Here is a 16,562-nt window from a genome sequence, read left to right as displayed (position 1 = left end):
CTTTTGCGGTGCCGTGCCGGTACATACGAGGAAGAGGCACCACAATGACCGACCCGGTGACGCTGGACGGCGAGGGCACGATCGGCGAGTTCGACGAGAAGCGGGCCGAGAACGCCGTGCGCGAGCTGCTCATCGCGGTCGGCGAGGACCCGGACCGCGAGGGCCTGCGGGAGACGCCGGCCCGGGTCGCGCGCGCCTACAAGGAGATATTCGCGGGGCTGTGGCAGAAGGCCGAGGATGTCCTGACGACGACGTTCGACCTGGGGCACGACGAGATGGTGCTCGTGAAGGACATCGAGATCACTTCGTCCTGCGAACATCATCTCGTGCCGTTCGTCGGGGTGGCCCACGTCGGCTACATCCCGTCGGCCGACGGCAAGATCACTGGCCTTTCCAAGCTCGCCCGCCTCGCGGATGTCTACGCCCGCCGTCCGCAGGTGCAGGAGCGCCTGACGACGCAGATCGCGGACTCCCTGATGGAGATCCTGGAGCCGCGCGGCGTCATCGTCGTCGTGGAGTGCGAGCACATGTGCATGACGATGCGCGGGGTGCGCAAGCCTGGGGCCAAGACCATCACGTCGGCCGTGCGGGGGCAGCTGCGGGACCCGGCGACCCGGGCCGAGGCGATGAGTCTGATCATCGGGCGGTGAGGGTCAGGCGGCCGGGGCCGTGCCCTCTGTGTCGTCGTCTTCGGGGAGCTTGCAGACTCGCTCCATGAAGAGGGCCGCCGCTATCACCGCGATGCCCGCGAGGACCGAGAACCCGGCGTAGATCGCCTGATCACGCCGGGCCGGGATCTCCAGGGACTCCAGCAGGAACGCGCCCGCCCCGCCGTACATGCCCGCCACCAGCGCCGCGACCAGGGCGCTGGCCTGGCCGAAGACGAGCGCTCGCGCGGCCATCATCGGGTCGACCCCCTTGGCCCCGGGACGGCGCTCGCGCTGGGCGCGGAGCCGGGAGCGCAGGGACAGGGCGGTCGCGAGCAGCACTGCGGCGATCACCGCCAGCACGATGGGCGCGGCCGGGGGGACCCGCGGCAGGGTGCCGACCGAGTCCCACAGCCGGGCGCCGGCCCAGGACAGCACCCCGGCGGCCAGGAACAGGCCGGCCAGAGTCCTGATGCGCAGTTGCTTCATCCCCGTAGGTCGCCCCTCGTGTGTCTTCGGTCTGCCCGCTAGACCTTAACGATTACTCGGGCAGTCGAAGTTCCAGGTCCGCGCGCGGGCTCACGCCGTCCCGGGTCACGGCGGTGAGCAGCTCGGCGACCGGGCCGCGGCCGGGCAGCTGGGCGTCCGGCTCCACGTCGTGCCAGGGCGCCAGGACGAAGGCACGCTCGTGGGCCCGCGGGTGCGGCAGCGTGAGCGTCGGGTCGTCCGAGACGACCTCGGCGTAGGCGACGATATCGACGTCGATGGTGCGCGGGCCCCAGTGCTCGTCCCGCACGCGGTGGAACGCCTCCTCGACCGCGTGGGCGCGCTCCAGGAGCGAGGCCGGCGGCAGCGTCGTCTTCAGGACCACCACCGCGTTGAAGTACGCGGGCTGGCTGCCGGGCTCGACGCCCCACGGCTCGGTCTCGTAGACCGGGGAGACGGCTTTGACGCGGACGCCGGGGGTGTCCTCCAGGGCGTCGACGGCTCCCTGGAGGGTCTCCAGGCGGTTCCCCAGGTTCGCGCCGAGGGAGAGCACCGCGCGCCGGGGGTTCGACAGGGTGCTGTCGGCGGCGTCCACCTGCTCCACCACGGAGGTCGGCACCGGCTGGACGGTCGGGTCGAACTGAGTCTGGTTCATACTCGGCTCCGGGTGATCGTGACGGTCACGTCGTCGAAGGGCACGGTGATCGGGGCGTCCGGCTTGTGGACGCAGACCTCGACCTCCAGGACCCCTTCGTGCTTCAGGCACGTCTGGGCGATGCGCTCGGAGAGCGTCTCGATGAGGTCGACCGGCTCGCCTTCGACGACGGCCACGACCTCCTCCGCCACGATGCCGTAGTGCACGGTCTTCGCCAGGTCGTCGTCGGCCGCCGCCGCCCGGGTGTCAAGGCCGAGTACCAGGTCCACGATGAAGGTCTGGCCTTCCTCGCGTTCCTTGGGAAAGACGCCATGGTGCCCGCGGGCCTTGAGGCCGCGCAGCGCGACACGATCCACGCGAATCACTCCTGCAGTCGTCGGTAGAGGCCGGTCCGTCGATGTGCGGTCGACCGGTCGGCCTCGCTCGAATCTACCTGCGAGCACTGACAACGCTCGCCCGCGGGGGCTATGGACAGAGCGGCCCCCGGCTGGTAGCCGCCCATACCCCGGCAGCCGGGGAACCAACCAGGACGGAGAGATTTCCAGCCCCCTCGGGGGCGGTTACCACTCAGGCGAGTGGACCGCCGTCCCCGGGGTTGTCCGGGTCGCCGGGGAGCCCGGTGATGCCGTCCTCGCCCGCGGAGCCGGACGCGTCGTCGGCGTCGGCCAGTACCGGCGAGGCGTGGTGCGACCAGAGCTTCCAGCCGTCACGGGTGCGCCGGAAGACGTTCGTGGCGACGACGAGCTGGCCGACGAGCGGGCCGAGCTCGTCGCCGTCCGCCGGGGCGGGGCCGCCGCTCAGGATGTTCTCGGTGCAGGTCACCAGGGCGGTGTCGGCGACGACGCTGATCCGCACGTCGGTCAGAAAGAACTGGATGTACTCCGTGTTCGCCATGATCAGCGCGTACGAGCGCAGCACCTCGCCGCGTCCGGCCAGCGCGGGCCAGCCGGGGTGGACGCAGCTGATGTCCGTGGGGTCGGCGTCGTCGGGGTCCGCGTCCTCCGCGTAGGAGACGTCCTCGGGCGCCAGCCACAGGGAGGTCAGCTCCTCGAAGTCGCCGCGCTCCACGGCCTCGTAGTAGGCGCGGTTGGCGTCCTCGACGGCCTGCGTATCGGCGACGGTCACCGGGCTCCCTCGACGGCGCGCGCGACCCGGACCGCGTCGGCGGTGGCCCGCACCTCGTGGACGCGGACCGCCCAGGCGCCGGCGTGCGCGGCGAGCGCGGAGACGGCGGCGGTGGCGGCGTCGCGCTCGCGCGCGGGCGGCGGGGCGCCCTCCTCGCCGGCCAGGACGTGGCCGAGGAACCGCTTGCGGGAGGCGGCGACCAGGATCGGGTGGCCGAGGGCGCGCAGCTCGCCGAGGTGGGCGAGGAGGGCGAGGTCGTGCGCGGGGTCCTTGGAGAAGCCGAGGCCCGGGTCGACGACGATGTGGTCGGGGGCGACGCCGCCCTCGATGATGGCCGCCACGCGCGCGTGCAGTTCGCTCACGACCTCGCGGACCACGTCGTCGTACGTGCCGCGGACGGTCGCGCCCTGCAGGAAGCCGCGCCAGTGCATCACCACGAAGGGCGCGCCCGCGGCGGCGACCACCGGGACCATCGCCGGGTCGGCGAGGCCGCCGCTGACGTCGTTGACGAGGCGGGCGCCCGCGGCGAGGGAGCGCTCGGCGACGGAGGCCCGCATCGTGTCGACGGAGACGGTGACGCCTTCGGCGGCGAGGCCGCGCACGACGGGGATGACGCGCTTGAGCTCCTCGTCCTCGTCGACGCGGGTGGCGCCGGGGCGGGTGGACTCGCCGCCGACGTCCACCAGGTCGGCGCCCTGGGCGACCAGGTCGAGGCCGTGCTTGACCGCGGCGGTGGTGTCGAACCAGCGGCCTCCGTCGGAGAAGGAGTCGGGCGTCACATTGACGACGCCCATGACCGCGCAGCGGTCCCAGGCGGGGAGGTGGGCTACGTGGCCGCGGTGGCCCTGGGACGTGCTCATGGCTTCCAGCCTAGAGCCGGTGCGGGGGTGGGCGTGCCCGGCGGTGGGGGCGGCGGGCGCGGGCGGCGTTCGGACGGGGCCCGTGCCCGGTGGGGGCGGCGTTCGGACGGGGCTCGTGCCAGGTGGTGGGGGCGGCGTTCGGGCGGGGCCCGTGCCCGGTGGGGGCGGCGTTCGGGCGGGGCCCGGCTCGGCTCGGGTGCGGCCCGGTCCCGGCCGGTCCGTGTGCGGCCCCGCCCCGCTCAGCTGGAGCCCGGGCCGGTGTCCGCGGGGCCCGGGCCGGAGGTCCCCGGTCGTATCGGGCGGCGCGGCGCGGCGCGGGTGAGGCGGAGGGGGCGGGTGGGTGGGAGGACGGTCAGGCCGGTCTCGCGGGTCCAGGCTTCGGCGCCCGACGCCGAGCAGCCCATGACGGCCGGGGTCCACGCGTGGGCGCGGGCCTCGTCCATGAAGCGCTCGATGGCGCCGGGCCAGGCCTCCTTGTCGCCGACCGGGTCGCCGGCGGCGAGCATCACCCCGGAGACGACGCGGTAGCGGACGGCCGCCTTGCCGCTGGGGGAGAGCACCACCCTGTGGGTGCGCCACCGGGCGACGCGCCTGGAGGCGGTGTGGTCGCCGTGCTGCTCCAGGAGGGCACGCAGGCGTGCCGCGTCGTCCTCGCGCAGGCGCGCGGCCGGGCGCCCGGGGCGGCAGGCGAGGCAGACCGTGGTCAGGGCGGTGACCAGGCTCAGCGCGCGGAGCGAGAACGTGACGGTGCTCGCCGCCCGTCCCGTGTAGTCGAGCGGCCCGGCCCCGCCGAACAGGCCGTACAGGACGTGCTCCAGCCGCTCGGCGAGGCTCGGGTCGCCGACGAGCTGGTCCGGGTGGGCGCTGACCACGGCGAGGCCCAGCAGGATCGAACCGGCGCCCATCAGGACGAAGTTGGCCGGCGCGGGTCTGCGTCCGTGTGGGTCGGGCGGGGCGTCGAAAAGGCCGCGGTGCGCGGCGAGCGGCCACAGGAGCAGCAGTGGGACGGCGACGCCCACGACCGAGGGCCGGTACGCGAACTGTGCGCAGGCGCCGAGCGGCAGCAGCACCAGGGCCGCCCGGCGGGCCCGCCGCTCGCGGTGGACCAGGCCTCGCGTGAGCAGCAGCACCAGGACACCGCTGGCGAGGGTGAGCGCCGCCGCGTACGGCCCGAGTGCGCTGGGGAGCCGCTGGGCGAGGTGCGGCAGGCCGCCGTGCCGGGGCGGCGGCAGGACGCCGGCGGCGACGTCCAGCAGCCCGGCCAGGACACACGCTCCGGCGATCAGGTGCGGCACGGCCTCCGGGCGGGGGCCGCGCCATGCCCGCCGCGGGGCCCCGCACGGGCCCTGGCCCTCCGCATCCATCCTGACGAACATCGCATTCCCGTGGTTCCGCAAGAAACGTGAACGCGGGGGCCAAACGCGGCATCCGCGACGTGCGTCCTTTAGGACGGGTCGCGGCGGGCGGGGGTTCACTCCGGACCGCGGCCGGTTGCGCGGACGTCCGCGCAACCGGCGCGCGGAAGTCCGGGCGAGCGGCGCCGCGGATGTCCGGACGAGCGGTGCCGCCGGTTCCCGCCGCGGGGCCGCCTCCGGCCGAGGCCTGCTTACGTGTGCAGTGGTGCCACGGTCTCCAGTTCGACCTCCGCGCGCGCGATGTCGCGCGCGTCCGCGGCGGTGGAGCGGCGCAGCGCCTCATGCAGCCTGGCCGGCGTCAGCACCCCGAGGAAGCGGCCCTCGGAGCGCGCGTCGATGACCGCGATCCACCCCGCGTCGTGCTGGAGCATCGTCGCGAACGCCTGCTTGAGCGAGGCGCCGACCGGCAGCCAGGCCTCCATGCGGCGCGCGTGGTCGCGTACGGTCGCGCCGCCCGGGCCGCTCTCTTGCGCGGCCTCGCGCGCGTGCTCGGCGGAGATCCAGCCGTGCAGGTTGTTGTCGCTGTCCAGGACGACGGCCCAGCGGGCGTCGAGTTCCCGGGGCAGCGGGTCGTCGAGGTGGACCACGGGCGGCTGCTCCAGGTCGCCCTCCTCGATGGGCGTCACGGACAGGCGCTTCAGTCCCCGGTCGGCACCGACGAAGTCAGCCACGTACGGGGTGGCGGGGGCGCCCAGGACGGCCGAGGGGGTGTCGAACTGCTCGATGCCGCCTTGGCCGTACACGGCGATGCGGTCGCCGAGGCGCACCGCTTCCTCGATGTCGTGCGTGACGAACAGGACCGTCTTGCCGAGCGTCTGCTGGAGCCGCAGGAACTCGGTCTGCAGGTGGTCGCGGACCACGGGGTCGACCGCGCCGAACGGCTCGTCCATCAGCAGCACCGGCGGGTCTGCGGCCAGCGCCCGGGCCACGCCGACCCGCTGGCGCTGGCCGCCCGAGAGCTGGTCGGGGTAGCGGTCGCCGAACGTCTTCGGGTCCAGGCCGACCAGGTCGAGCAGTTCGGCCGCGCGGGCGCGGGCCTCGGCGCGCTTGACGCCGAGCAGGTGTGGCACCGTCGCGGTGTTGTCCAGCACCGTCTTGTGGGGGAAGAGGCCCACCTGCTGGATGACGTAGCCGATCCGGCGTCGCAGCTGCACCGGGTCGATGGCGGATATGTCGTCGCCGTCGAGGAATATCCGGCCCGCGGTGGGTTCGATGAGCCGGTTCACCATCTTCATCGTCGTGGTCTTGCCGCAGCCCGACGGGCCGACGAGCGTGACCAGTTCGCCCTCGTTCACCTCGAAGGACAGGTCGTCGACGGCAGTGGTGCCGTCCGCATACCGCTTGCTGACGTGCTCGAACCGGATCATGGGAGCCTATTCTGCCGCGCCGGGGCCGCGTTGGGCACGCCCCGGCACGTCAGTCATGTGAAGGGAATGTTGCGGGCGGGGGTCGGGTCTCGGCCATTGTCAGTGGCGGCCGCTAGGGTCGTCGGCAGTCGGGAACGTGCGTGCGCGAGTACGGGTACCTGACATACGTTCGGGGGATTCGGGGGAGGTGGGCGGGGTGAGCGAACAGAACTGCCTGGTGGCGAACGATTGGGTGTGCGGAGAGTATCTGCGCACGCGCAGCCAGGAATTGGTCGACGCGACCGTGCAGCACGTGGGAATCACCGTGGCCTCGGTGCTGATCGGCGTGCTCATCGCCTTCCCGCTGGCGCTGCTCGCCCGGCACAAGCGGGCTTTCGCCGGGCCGGTGCTCGGCCTGACGACCGTCTTCTACTCGATTCCGTCGCTGGCGATGTTCTCGCTGCTGCTGCCCCTGTTCGGGCTTTCGGCCTCGCTGGTGGTCACCGGGCTCGTGCTCTATTCGCTGACGATTCTCGTGCGCAACATATTGGCGGGGCTGCAGTCCGTGCCGGAAGAGGCCCGCGAGGCCGCGCGCGGGATGGGGTACGGACCGCTGCGGCTGCTGTGGGAGGTCGAGCTGCCGCTGGCGCTGCCGGCCCTGCTGGCCGGTGTCCGTATCGCCACGGTCTCCACCGTGGCGCTGACGACGGTCGGCGCGATCGTCGACTACGGCGGCCTCGGCACGCTGATCCTCGACGGCCTCGACAGTGACTTCAAGGCCCAGGTGCTGACCGCCTCTGTGCTCTGTGTGGTGCTCGCTGTCCTCGCCGACCTGCTGCTGCTCGGCGTGCAGCGGTGGCTCACGCCGTGGACGCGGGTGAGCGCCGGGCGCTCCGCGCGCGGACCGCGCATACGGAAGGCCGCGGTCGCCGCGGAGCCGGAGAAGGTGGCATGAACGCGATATCGGGTGCGTACGACTGGCTGAGCACGGGGGCCAACTGGCAGGGCGAGAAGGGGGTGTGGCACCGCCTCGCCGAGCACCTGTACTTCAGCGGGGTCGCGCTCGCCGTCGCCTGTCTGCTGGCGCTGCCGCTCGCCCTGTGGCTCGGGCACATCGGCAAGGGCGGCGCCCTCGCGATCAACGTGTCGAACGTGGGGCGTGCGGTGCCGACGCTCGCCGTCCTCGTCCTGCTGACCCTCACCCCGCTCGGCCGCCACGGCGACGTGCCGACGCTGATCGCGCTGGTGCTCTTCGCGGTGCCGCCGCTGCTGACCAACGCCTATGTGGGGATGCGCGAGGTCGACCGCTCGGTGGTGGAGGCCGCGCGCGGCATGGGCATGAGCGGCCGCCAGGTCTTCGCCCGGGTCGAGCTGCCGCTGGCGTACCCGCTGGTGATGACGGGGCTGCGGTCGGCGGCGGTGCAGGTCATCGCGACGGCGACGCTGGCCGCGATGGCGGGGGAGGGCGGGCTCGGGCGGATCATCACGGCCGGGTTCAACCTGCAGAACACCTCGCAAGTGGTGGCCGGTGCCGTGCTCGTGGCCGCGCTGGCGCTGCTCGTGGAGGCGGTCTTCGTGGCGGTGGGCCGGGTGCTCGACCCCATGCGGGGAAGGGCCTGACGGGGGCGGCGGTGCTTCCCGCCGACGGTGACCGACCGCGACCGACCGCGACCGCGCGCGACCGCGACGGCCGTGCGTTCGGGGGCGGGCGGGAATCTGCGCGCATGGGGTCCGTGGACGGGCAGGGAGTCCGGTGCGGGGAGCCCGTAAGTGCGGTGCTTTGTGAAAGTCCGGCAGTGCGACCGAGCAGTGCAACAAGGAGAGCGATGAACAGCAGAATGCGTCGAATGGCTGTGACGGCCGTGGCGGTCGGTGCGCTGAGCGCGGGACTTGCCGCGTGCGGTGGCGACAGCCTGGAGGGCAAGGACGACGCGGGCAGCAGCGGCGACTCCGGTGCCAAGAAGGGCAAGGTCGTCGTCGGCGCCGCCAGTTTCACCGAGGCCAAGGTGCTCGGTGAGCTGTACCGGCAGATATTGAGCGACGCCGGGTACGACGCGTCGGTCAAGACGGTCGAGAACCGCGAGATCTATGAGCCGCAGCTCGCCAAGGGCGCCATCGACGTCGTGCCCGAATACGCGGCGACGCTCGCCGAATTCCTCAACCTGAAGAAGAACGGCGCGGATGCCAAGCCGGTCGCCTCCAGCGATGTCGAGGCCACCGTCACCGCGCTGCGCGAGCTCGCGGAGCCGCAGGGCCTGAAGGTGCTGGACGCGGGCGGCGCGGTCGACCAGAACGCGTTCGCGGTGAGCGAGAGCTTCGCCGCCAAGCACAAGCTCAAGACGCTCTCGGACCTGGGCGCGTCGGGCCAGAAGGTCAAGATCGCGGCCGGTGACGAGTGCGAGGAGCGGCCGTTCTGCGCGCCGGGGCTGAAGAAGACGTACGGGATCGACGTCACGGGGATCGACCCCAAGGGCGTCGGCACCACGCAGTCCAAGCAGGCGGTGAAGAACGGCACGGACCAGCTGGTCCTGACGACCACGACCGACGCGACGCTGAAGAACTTCGGTCTCGTCCTGCTGGACGACGACAAGAAGCTGCAGAACGCGGACAACATCATTCCGGTGGTGAACGCGAAGGACGCCGGTGATCAGGGGATAACCGACGTTCTCGGGAAGCTGACCAAGACGCTCACCACGGAGGATCTCGTCGAGTTGAACCGCAAGGTCGACGCCGAGCGGCAGAAGGAGGCCGATGTCGCGAAGGACTATCTGGAGTCCAAGGGCCTCATCGGTAAATGATCTTGATGGGCCGGAGAGCGGGTTCGGGGGAGTGACGGAGGCGTAAGTGGGTGCCTTGTGGTGTGAGTTCGGAGGATTCTGTGCCGCCTGTGCCCGGATTTTGCCGGGCGGGGCTTCGCGATTCGCCTACGCGCGGTAAGTTTCTGGCCATGCCACGTGGACGCCACCGCCATTCCCCACCCCTGCACCGCATCCTGCCGCCTTCGGTGATCGCCGGTGTGCCGCTCGTCTGCGCGGGCGGCGTCTGGCTCTCCGGCGATCCGCTCGTCCTGCGCTGCGTCACCGCGGCCGCCGCCGCGGCGGCCGTGGTCGGCTCGGTCGTGATGCGCCGCTGGGACCGGCTCGCGGGCAAGCAGGTCGCCGACCTGACCCGGGGCGCCGCGAGCGAGCGCTGGCGGCACGAGGAGGCCGTGGCCGAGCTGGAGGGCGACCTCGAGGAGTCGCGGGAGCTGCGCGTCAAGCTGGAGGGCAAGCTGCGCGCGAAGCGGTCCGAGCTGGCCGCGCTGCGCAACGAGCACGCGGCGCTGCTGCGGCGGTACGCGAACGCCGAGACGGAGCGGGCCAGCGCCCTGGAGGGCCGGCGCCGGCTCGCCATCGAGGCCGCGGTCCCGACGCGGGCGCTGCCACCGGCTCAGGCGTCGGCCCCGGCCCAGGCTCCGTCCCCGGCCGAGCCGGGTTCGGGCGGGACGCCGTCCGGTCCACCGGCCGGGGCGGCCCTGTACCTGCGGGCGAACGCGGCCCTCGACCGGCTCGCGCGGCGGCCCGAGCCGCCCGCCGCCGCCGAGGAGAGCGATTCGCGGGGGAAGTCCCGCGCGGCGTCCGGTCACTACACCGTGCCGGTCGCCGCGGCGGTGGCGCCCGCGGCGCCGGTCCGCAAGGTCCCCCAGGGCGGCTTCGACTTCTTCGGGACGAGCGGCGACGACGCCCAGGCGCAGGCCGGGACCGAGGCGGCCGCCGAGGCCGAGACCGCCGCCGAGGCCGGGCCGGAGACGCGCGCGGCGGCGGAGCCGGACGAGGACCTGGCCGACGTCATCGGGGAAGAGGCGCTCGCCGAGCAGGAGGTCATCGACCTGACCGCCCATGACGAGACCGAGCAGATCGACGTGAACGACCTGCGGTCCGCACTGCGGGCCTGAGCCCCTTTGGGGGCCTGTCGCAGCCGCGTACATGAGCGGGGGCGGCGCATAAGCGGGGGCCGCACATAAGCGGCGGCGCCAGATGAGCGCCCGCGCCACATAGGCGCCAGTGCCACATGAGCGCCTGCCCCACATAAGCGGGCCGCGTCGCACAAGAAGGCGCCCTACTCCTGCAGGGCGCCTTTTCGTATGACCGGTAGGGCGCCTTTTCACATGACCGGCCGGACCGGGTCGCGGCGGAGGCCGGCGGCACTCCCTACGGCGTCGTGCTCATCCAGCGGTCCGGGCGGGCCGCCCTGCGCCCGGTGCGCGACCGGTCCGCCTGGGCCCGCAGCAGCTCCGCGGCCTCCTGCGCGTCCCGCAGCCGGGCCGTCACGGTGCTGTTGGCCCCGGTGTCCAGGTGGAGCCCCGCCACTCGCCAGCAGCGCTCCCAGGGCCCCTGGGTCAGCCGCACGCTCTGCACCTTGGCGTGCGGGACGAGGGCGACCCGGCGCCGCAGGAGCCCGTGGCGCGCGGCGAACGCCGTCTCCGTGACGGCGACCCCGTAGGCCCGCCACCAGACCGGCACGCACCAGCGGCCGCGCCGGGACGCGGGGACGAAGTCGGCGGGCTTGGGGACCGCGACGCCCGGCAGGATCCGTGCGATGACGTCCTCGGCGTGCTCGCGCGGGGCGACGGGGACGAGGACGGAGTTCGCGGACCCGGCGACGCGCAGTTCGACGCGGACCCAGCCGCGCCGCCGCCACAGCAGCGGCTCGACGACGCGGACGGTCTGCACCCGGCCCGGCGGCACCGTCTCGTGCACCCGGTCGAGCAGCCCGTGGTCGATGCGCAGGCCGTCCTGGGACTCGCCCACCGTCCAGTCGTACTCCTTGATGAAGCGGCCCGCGCTGTGCGTGAAGGCCGCTCCGGCCAGCGGCACCCCGGCGCCGATCACTGTCCACAGGTTGTGGGTGGCGAACCACAAGAAGGCGGGTACGGCGGCCGCCGCCAGCAGCATCCCCCACGGGGCGCCCGTCAGGAGCAGTGCCACCGCGAGCGTGCGCGGGGGCGTGTGCAGGATCTGGCGCGCCGGAGCCTCGCCCACCTCGTGCGCCGACTCGGGGGCGAATCCGGCGGCGCGGGCGAGGAGTTCGGCCCGCAGGTCGCGGGCCTGCTTCTCGCCCAGGTAGGAGAGCTCGTCCTTCTTCTCGGCGCCTACGACGTCGAGTTTCAGCTTGGCCACGCCTACGAGGCGGGCCACCAGCGGCTGGGTGATGTCGACGGCCTGGAGGCGGTCGAGCCGGATGTGGGCGGTGCGGCGGAAGAGCAGGCCCGTACGGATGCGCAGTTCGGTGTCGGTCACGGCGAAGTGCGTGAACCACCAGGTGAGGAAGCCGTACAGGGCGGCGGCCGGCACCAGCACGGCCAGGCCGATGAGCAGGGTGGCGCCGGTGAGGTGGGCCAGCTGGCGCTGGGCCTGGTCCATGTCGTGCACGGCCCAGCCGAGCAGGACGGCTATCGGCGCCCAGGCCCGCCGCAGCGGCGTGACGGGGTGCAGGCGCTGCTCCCGTACGGAGCCTGGGGTCTTCGTGGCCGGGGAGTCGTCGGGCTCGTGGGCGGAGCCGGGGGGCTTCGTGGCCGGGGAGTCGTCGGTTTCGTGGGCGGAGCCGGAGGGCGCCGTGGCAGGTGAGCCGTCGGCCTCCCGTACGGAGCCTGGGACCTTCGTGGCCGGGGAGTCGTCGGCCTCGTGGGCGGATGCGGGGGGCGCCGTGGCAGGTGACCCGTCGGCCTCCCGTACGGAGCCCGGGACCTTCGTGGCAGGTGACCCGTCGGCCTCGTGGGCGGAGCCCGGGACCTTCGTGGCCGGGGAGCCCTCGGCCTCGTCGGCGGAGCCAGGAGGCGCCGTGGCCGGGGCGCTCTCGGGCTCGTGGGAGGCCGTCACAGGCCCGCCGATCGGGCCTCGCCGAGCTCGGTGAGGCGGTCGCGCAGCCGTTCGGCCTCGGCCGGCACCAGGCCCGGGATCGTCGCGTCGGTGGCCGCGGCCGCGGTGTGCAGTTGCAGGCTGGACAGGCCGAACTTCCGCTCCAGCGGGCCCGAGGTCACCTCGACGAGCTGCATCCGGCCGTACGGCACGATCGTTTCCTCACGCCACAGGACGCCGCGGCTGATGAGCAGGTCGTCGGCCCGCTCCGCGTACCGCCACGAGCGCCAGTTGCGGCCCAGCATCGGCCAGCCCCACGCCAGGACGGCCAGCGGCAGCAGGGCGAAGAGCGCCCAGGCCGGACCCGCGAAGAGCCCGAGCAGCACCCCGGCGGCCACGGCGGGCGGCACGGTGCACAGCGCCAGCAGCAGCCGCCGCACCGCCAGCAGGCCGGGCCGCACGCCCGTCCAGAGCGGCTCGTCCGCCGACCGGTCCTCGACGCCGTCCGCGGGCTCTGTCGCCCCTGTAGTCCCCGTTTCCATACGACCACCCTACGTAGGAGAGACTGTCCGCATGACGCCCACGACTCAGGCCACGGTCGGCATCGGTGGTGCCGCGGAGAGCACGGACATGGTGCTCAACATCGGTCCGCAGCACCCCTCTACGCACGGGGTGCTGCGTCTGCGTCTCGTGCTCGACGGCGAGCGCATCCAGCAGGCGGAACCGGTCATCGGCTACATGCACCGAGGAGCGGAGAAGCTCTTCGAGGCGCGCGACTACCGGCAGATCGTGATGCTCGCCAACCGCCACGACTGGCTCTCCGCCTTCTCGAACGAGCTGGGCGTCGTGCTCGCCGTGGAGCGGATGCTGGGCATGGAGGTCCCCGAGCGCGCGGTCTGGCTGCGGACCCTGCTCGCCGAGCTGAACCGGGTGCTCAACCATCTGATGTTCCTGGGTTCGTACCCGCTCGAACTGGGCGGAATCACTCCGGTCTTCCACGCCTTCCGGGAGCGCGAGGAGCTCCAGAACGTCATGGAGGAGGTCTCCGGAGGCCGCATGCACTACATGTTCAACCGGGTCGGCGGCCTCAAGGAGGACCTGCCGCTCGGCTGGACGGGCCGCGCGCGGGCCGCCGTCGCGGACGTGCGCTCCCGCATGGACGTCTACGACCGGCTGGTCCTCGGCAACGAGATCTTCCGGGCCCGCACCCGCGGCGTCGGCGTCCTGTCACCCGAGGCGGCGCACGCCTACGGGGTCAGCGGCCCCATCGCCCGCGCCTCCGGCGTCGACTTCGACCTGCGGCGCGACGAGCCGTACCTCGCCTACGGGGAGCTGCAGGACACCCTGAAGGTCGTCACGCGGCAAGAAGGTGACTGCCTGGCGCGCTTCGAGTGCCTCCTGGAGCAGTCCCACGTCGCCCTCGACCTCGCCGACGCCTGCCTGGACCGGCTCGCCGACCTCCCGCCGGGCCCGGTCAACCAGCGCCTGCCCAAGGTCCTCAAGGCGCCCGAGGGCCACACGTACGCGTGGACGGAGAACCCGCTCGGCATCAACGGCTACTACCTCGTCAGCAAGGGCGAGAAGACGCCGTACCGGCTGAAGCTGCGCTCCGCCTCCTACAACAACATCCAGGCGCTGGCCGAGCTGCTGCCGGGGACGCTGGTCGCCGACATGGTGGCCATCCTGGGATCACTGTTCTTCGTGGTCGGCGACATCGACAAGTAGGGGCCTGCCCGGCCCGTCGTGGCCTGCGGCCCCCGCGTGGCCTGCGGCCCCCGCGTGGCCTGCGGCCTCCGCGTGGCCTGCGGCCTCCGCGTGGCCTGCGGCCTCCGCGTGGTCGGCGGCCTGCGCAAGAAGCGCGCCGCCCGGCAGTTCCACCGGCTCCAGCAGCCAGCCGAAGTCCCCCAGGCCGCCTCGGGCCGTCAGCTCCGCGGCCTCTCCCGCCCGCGTGAGCGCCCGGACGTACGCCGCCGGGTCCTGGGACGCCAGCGCGAGCGGCGGGCGGCCCCCGGTGACCCCCAGGGCCCGCAGGGCGGTGTGCTGCGCGACGACGCGGGCGTCCCGGGTCACCGCGCACGCGTCCAGGGCCACGTGCGCCGTGAGGTCGCAGGAGCCGTCCGGCACCGGCGCGCTCTCGCGGCCGTCCCGGAAACCGGTCAGCGTGCCGAAGGGCGGCCGGGCCGCGCGCGCGTGGGCGTAGTCCACGGCGACGGCCAGGCCGCGCCGCAGGGAGCCGACCGCCGCCGCCCACGCCGTGTCCCGGTCGAGGCCGACCTCGGCGCGCAGCCCGGGCTCGGCGGGCAGCGGCCACCACGTCTCCAGCCAGCGGCGCGGCTCGTCGTCGAGCGGCGCCGGGTCGAGGCTCTCGGTGCCGTCCGGGCGCACGAGGACGCGGCGGGCCGTGCCCTCGGCGTCCGTCTCGACGACCTCCAGGGGCACGTTGTCGAGCCACTCGTTCGCGAAGAGCAGGCCGCTGACCCCGGAGGGTGGTGCGGCCCGCCACTCGATCCGGTGATCGAGGTGCGCGGGGCGTTCCGCTTTCTCCACCGCGTAGGCACGCACGCGTGCGGCCACCCCGGCCGGCAGTTCCCGCAGGACACCCGCGACCAGCTCGCCCCGGCCCGCCGCCATGTCGACGAACGCCAGCTCGGCGGGTTCCCCGAGCGCCGCGTCGACCCGGCACAGAAGGGTGGCCACGGCGCCCGCGAACAGCGCGGAGGCGTGCACCGACGTACGGAAGTGCCCGGCCGGCCCCTCGGGCCTGCGGTAGAAGCCGCGCGGGCCGTACAAGGCCTCCTCCATGGCCTCGCGCCACCCGGTCCCGTCGCCCTGCTGTGCGTGCTCCACGCCCGAAGGCTATGCGCAAGGGGCGGACGCGCCTCCACCTTGGGGAGTACGCGCGCCCGGCGCGGATCGGTCCTCCGGTTGACCCCGGCGGGCCGCGGGCCTGCCTACGCTGGGTTACGTGCAGCGTCTCTACGACTTCCTCCGCAGACACCCGACGTGGGTCGACGGCTTCTGGGCCGTGATCCTGCTCGGGATCTCGGTGGCGAGCGGCAGCGGCATGAACGGCTCGCCGCCGCGCGGGAACGAGGCGGTCTCGCTCGGCTGCGCCGTCCTGCTGTCCCTGGTTGTGGCTTTGCGCCGCCGGATGCCGCAGAAGATGCTGCTGCTCGCGATCGGCGCGGGGCTCGCGCAACTGGTCTTCGGCGCGCGGGTCAACCCGTCGGACTTCGCGATGCTGGTGATCATCTACACCGTCGCGGTGAGCGGCCCCCGCTGGGCGTCCCGGCTCGCCCTCGCCGGCGGCCTGTGCGCGGCGCCGCTCGCGGAGCTGCGCTGGCCCACGATGAGTTCCAGCGGCGCGGGCCACGTCGCGATAACCGTCTTCCAGATGGTGCCGTTCGCCCTCGCCTGGGTCCTGGGCGACTCGCTGCGCACCCGCCGCGCCTACCTGGCGCAGCTGGAGGAGCGCGCCGCCCGCCTGGAGAAGGAGCGCGAGGCCCAGTCGAAGGTCGCGGTCGCCGCGGAACGGGCGCGCATCGCCCGCGAGTTGCACGACGTCGTCGCGCACAACGTGTCGGTGATGGTGGTGCAGGCCGACGGCGCCGCCTACGTCCTGGACCAGGCGCCCGACCAGGCCAAGAAGGCGCTGGAGACCATCTCGGGCACGGGCCGCCAGGCGCTCGCCGAGATGCGCCGGCTGCTGGGCGTGCTGCGCACCGGCGAGCACGAGGAGGGCGGCGAGTACGTGCCGCAGCCCGACGTCGAGCAGATCGAGGACCTCGTCGAGCAGGTGCGCACGGCGGGACTGCCGGTCGACTTCAAGGTGGAGGGCACCGCGCGCCCGCTGCCCAGCGGTGTCGAGCTGACCGCGTACCGCATCGTGCAGGAGGCCCTGACCAACACCCGCAAGCACGGTGGCCCGAACGCGGGCGCGAGCGTCCGGCTCGTCTACTTCGACGACGGCCTCGGCCTGCTCGTCGAGGACGACGGCAAGGGCGCCCCGCACGAGCTGTACGAGGACGGGGGCGCGGACGGCCGCGGCCACGGTCTGATCGGGATGCGGGAGCGCATCGGTATGGTCGGCGGCACGCTCGACGCGGGCCCGCGTCCCGGCGGTGGCTTCCGCATCAGCGCCCTGCTGCCGCTCAAGCCCGCCCAGTGACACGCACCGGCGACCGAAGCCGC

At 73.4% G+C, this 16,562-nt stretch carries 16 protein-coding genes and 1 pseudogene; 7 read left to right on the top strand and 10 right to left on the bottom strand.

Annotation, left to right across the window (positions count from 1 at the left end; all coding sequences use genetic code 11):
* Positions 1–44 precede the first annotated feature (44 nt).
* Positions 45–650 carry a GTP cyclohydrolase I FolE gene (gene folE, locus ACIBW6_RS27275; RefSeq protein ID WP_399064067.1) on the top strand — a complete coding sequence of 202 codons (606 nt, stop codon included), beginning with the start codon at positions 45–47 and terminating at the stop codon, positions 648–650.
* 3 nt (positions 651–653) lie between these two features.
* Here the strand turns inward: folE and ACIBW6_RS27270 are convergent, their stop codons facing one another.
* The 7 genes and pseudogenes from ACIBW6_RS27270 to ACIBW6_RS27240 form a co-directional block, all read right to left on the bottom strand.
* Positions 654–1,136, bottom strand: coding sequence for a DUF3180 domain-containing protein (locus ACIBW6_RS27270; RefSeq protein WP_399064065.1), 483 nt, complete (start codon positions 1,134–1,136; stop codon positions 654–656).
* 52 nt (positions 1,137–1,188) lie between these two features.
* Positions 1,189–1,788 (bottom strand): 2-amino-4-hydroxy-6-hydroxymethyldihydropteridine diphosphokinase, encoded by a 600-nt coding sequence (folK, locus tag ACIBW6_RS27265; RefSeq protein ID WP_399064063.1) that lies wholly within the window; start codon positions 1,786–1,788, stop codon positions 1,189–1,191.
* Positions 1,785–2,144 carry a dihydroneopterin aldolase gene (gene folB / locus ACIBW6_RS27260; protein ID WP_324770727.1) on the bottom strand — a complete coding sequence of 120 codons (360 nt, stop codon included), beginning with the start codon at positions 2,142–2,144 and terminating at the stop codon, positions 1,785–1,787. Before folB ends, folK begins: the two co-directional genes overlap by 4 nt.
* Positions 2,145–2,355: 211 nt before the next feature.
* On the bottom strand, positions 2,356–2,913 hold the full coding sequence (locus ACIBW6_RS27255; RefSeq protein ID WP_399064061.1) for a nuclear transport factor 2 family protein: 558 nt from the start codon (positions 2,911–2,913) through the stop codon (positions 2,356–2,358).
* The gene (folP, locus tag ACIBW6_RS27250; protein WP_399064059.1) at positions 2,910–3,773 is read right to left on the bottom strand and encodes a dihydropteroate synthase; all 864 of its coding nucleotides are present in this window, start codon (positions 3,771–3,773) and stop codon (positions 2,910–2,912) included. The genes ACIBW6_RS27255 and folP overlap by 4 nt, the downstream gene beginning before the upstream one ends.
* Before the next feature lie 344 nt (positions 3,774–4,117).
* Positions 4,118–5,137: pseudogene (locus ACIBW6_RS27245) on the bottom strand (phosphatidylglycerol lysyltransferase domain-containing protein); the annotation flags it as partial.
* Between the two features lie 242 nt (positions 5,138–5,379).
* Positions 5,380–6,555: an ABC transporter ATP-binding protein gene (locus tag ACIBW6_RS27240; protein ID WP_399064057.1), complete on the bottom strand. Its 1,176-nt coding sequence runs from the start codon at positions 6,553–6,555 to the stop codon at positions 5,380–5,382.
* Between the two features lie 196 nt (positions 6,556–6,751).
* On the opposite strand from ACIBW6_RS27240, the gene ACIBW6_RS27235 reads away from it, so the two are divergent.
* The 4 genes from ACIBW6_RS27235 (at position 6,752) to ACIBW6_RS27220 (ending at position 10,468) form a co-directional block, all read left to right on the top strand.
* Positions 6,752–7,489, top strand: coding sequence for an ABC transporter permease (locus tag ACIBW6_RS27235; protein ID WP_399064055.1), 738 nt, complete (start codon positions 6,752–6,754; stop codon positions 7,487–7,489).
* A complete protein-coding gene (locus tag ACIBW6_RS27230; protein WP_399064053.1) occupies positions 7,486–8,154 on the top strand; it encodes an ABC transporter permease in 669 nt (222 codons plus the stop codon). Before ACIBW6_RS27235 ends, ACIBW6_RS27230 begins: the two co-directional genes overlap by 4 nt.
* A gap of 227 nt (positions 8,155–8,381) precedes the next feature.
* Positions 8,382–9,332 (top strand): ABC transporter substrate-binding protein, encoded by a 951-nt coding sequence (locus ACIBW6_RS27225; protein ID WP_399064051.1) that lies wholly within the window; start codon positions 8,382–8,384, stop codon positions 9,330–9,332.
* Between the two features lie 149 nt (positions 9,333–9,481).
* The gene (locus tag ACIBW6_RS27220) at positions 9,482–10,468 is read left to right on the top strand and encodes a hypothetical protein (RefSeq protein ID WP_399064050.1); all 987 of its coding nucleotides are present in this window, start codon (positions 9,482–9,484) and stop codon (positions 10,466–10,468) included.
* 256 nt (positions 10,469–10,724) lie between these two features.
* Here the strand turns inward: ACIBW6_RS27220 and ACIBW6_RS27215 are convergent, their stop codons facing one another.
* Positions 10,725–12,008, bottom strand: a complete 1,284-nt coding sequence (locus ACIBW6_RS27215) for a PH domain-containing protein (protein ID WP_399064246.1) — start codon at positions 12,006–12,008, stop codon at positions 10,725–10,727.
* Between the two features lie 380 nt (positions 12,009–12,388).
* Positions 12,389–12,913 (bottom strand): PH domain-containing protein, encoded by a 525-nt coding sequence (locus ACIBW6_RS27210; RefSeq protein WP_399064048.1) that lies wholly within the window; start codon positions 12,911–12,913, stop codon positions 12,389–12,391.
* Positions 12,914–12,944: 31 nt separating this feature from the next.
* Between ACIBW6_RS27210 and ACIBW6_RS27205 the strand changes: the two genes are divergently transcribed.
* Positions 12,945–14,096 carry an NADH-quinone oxidoreductase subunit D gene (locus tag ACIBW6_RS27205; RefSeq protein WP_399064046.1) on the top strand — a complete coding sequence of 384 codons (1,152 nt, stop codon included), beginning with the start codon at positions 12,945–12,947 and terminating at the stop codon, positions 14,094–14,096.
* On the opposite strand, the gene ACIBW6_RS27200 is transcribed toward ACIBW6_RS27205, so the two are convergent.
* Positions 14,061–15,173 carry an SAM-dependent methyltransferase gene (locus ACIBW6_RS27200; RefSeq protein ID WP_399064244.1) on the bottom strand — a complete coding sequence of 371 codons (1,113 nt, stop codon included), beginning with the start codon at positions 15,171–15,173 and terminating at the stop codon, positions 14,061–14,063. The genes ACIBW6_RS27205 and ACIBW6_RS27200 overlap by 36 nt on opposite strands.
* A gap of 163 nt (positions 15,174–15,336) precedes the next feature.
* Between ACIBW6_RS27200 and ACIBW6_RS27195 the strand changes: the two genes are divergently transcribed.
* A complete protein-coding gene (locus ACIBW6_RS27195) occupies positions 15,337–16,539 on the top strand; it encodes a sensor histidine kinase (protein WP_399064044.1) in 1,203 nt (400 codons plus the stop codon).
* Positions 16,540–16,562: the final 23 nt, after the last annotated feature.

The organism is Streptomyces sp. NPDC049813 (assembly GCF_044465085.1).
Taxonomy (GTDB): Bacteria; Actinomycetota; Actinomycetes; order Streptomycetales; family Streptomycetaceae; genus Streptomyces.
The sequence above is the reverse complement of the archived record's forward strand: the minus strand, read 5'-3'. Positions and strand labels throughout refer to the sequence as shown.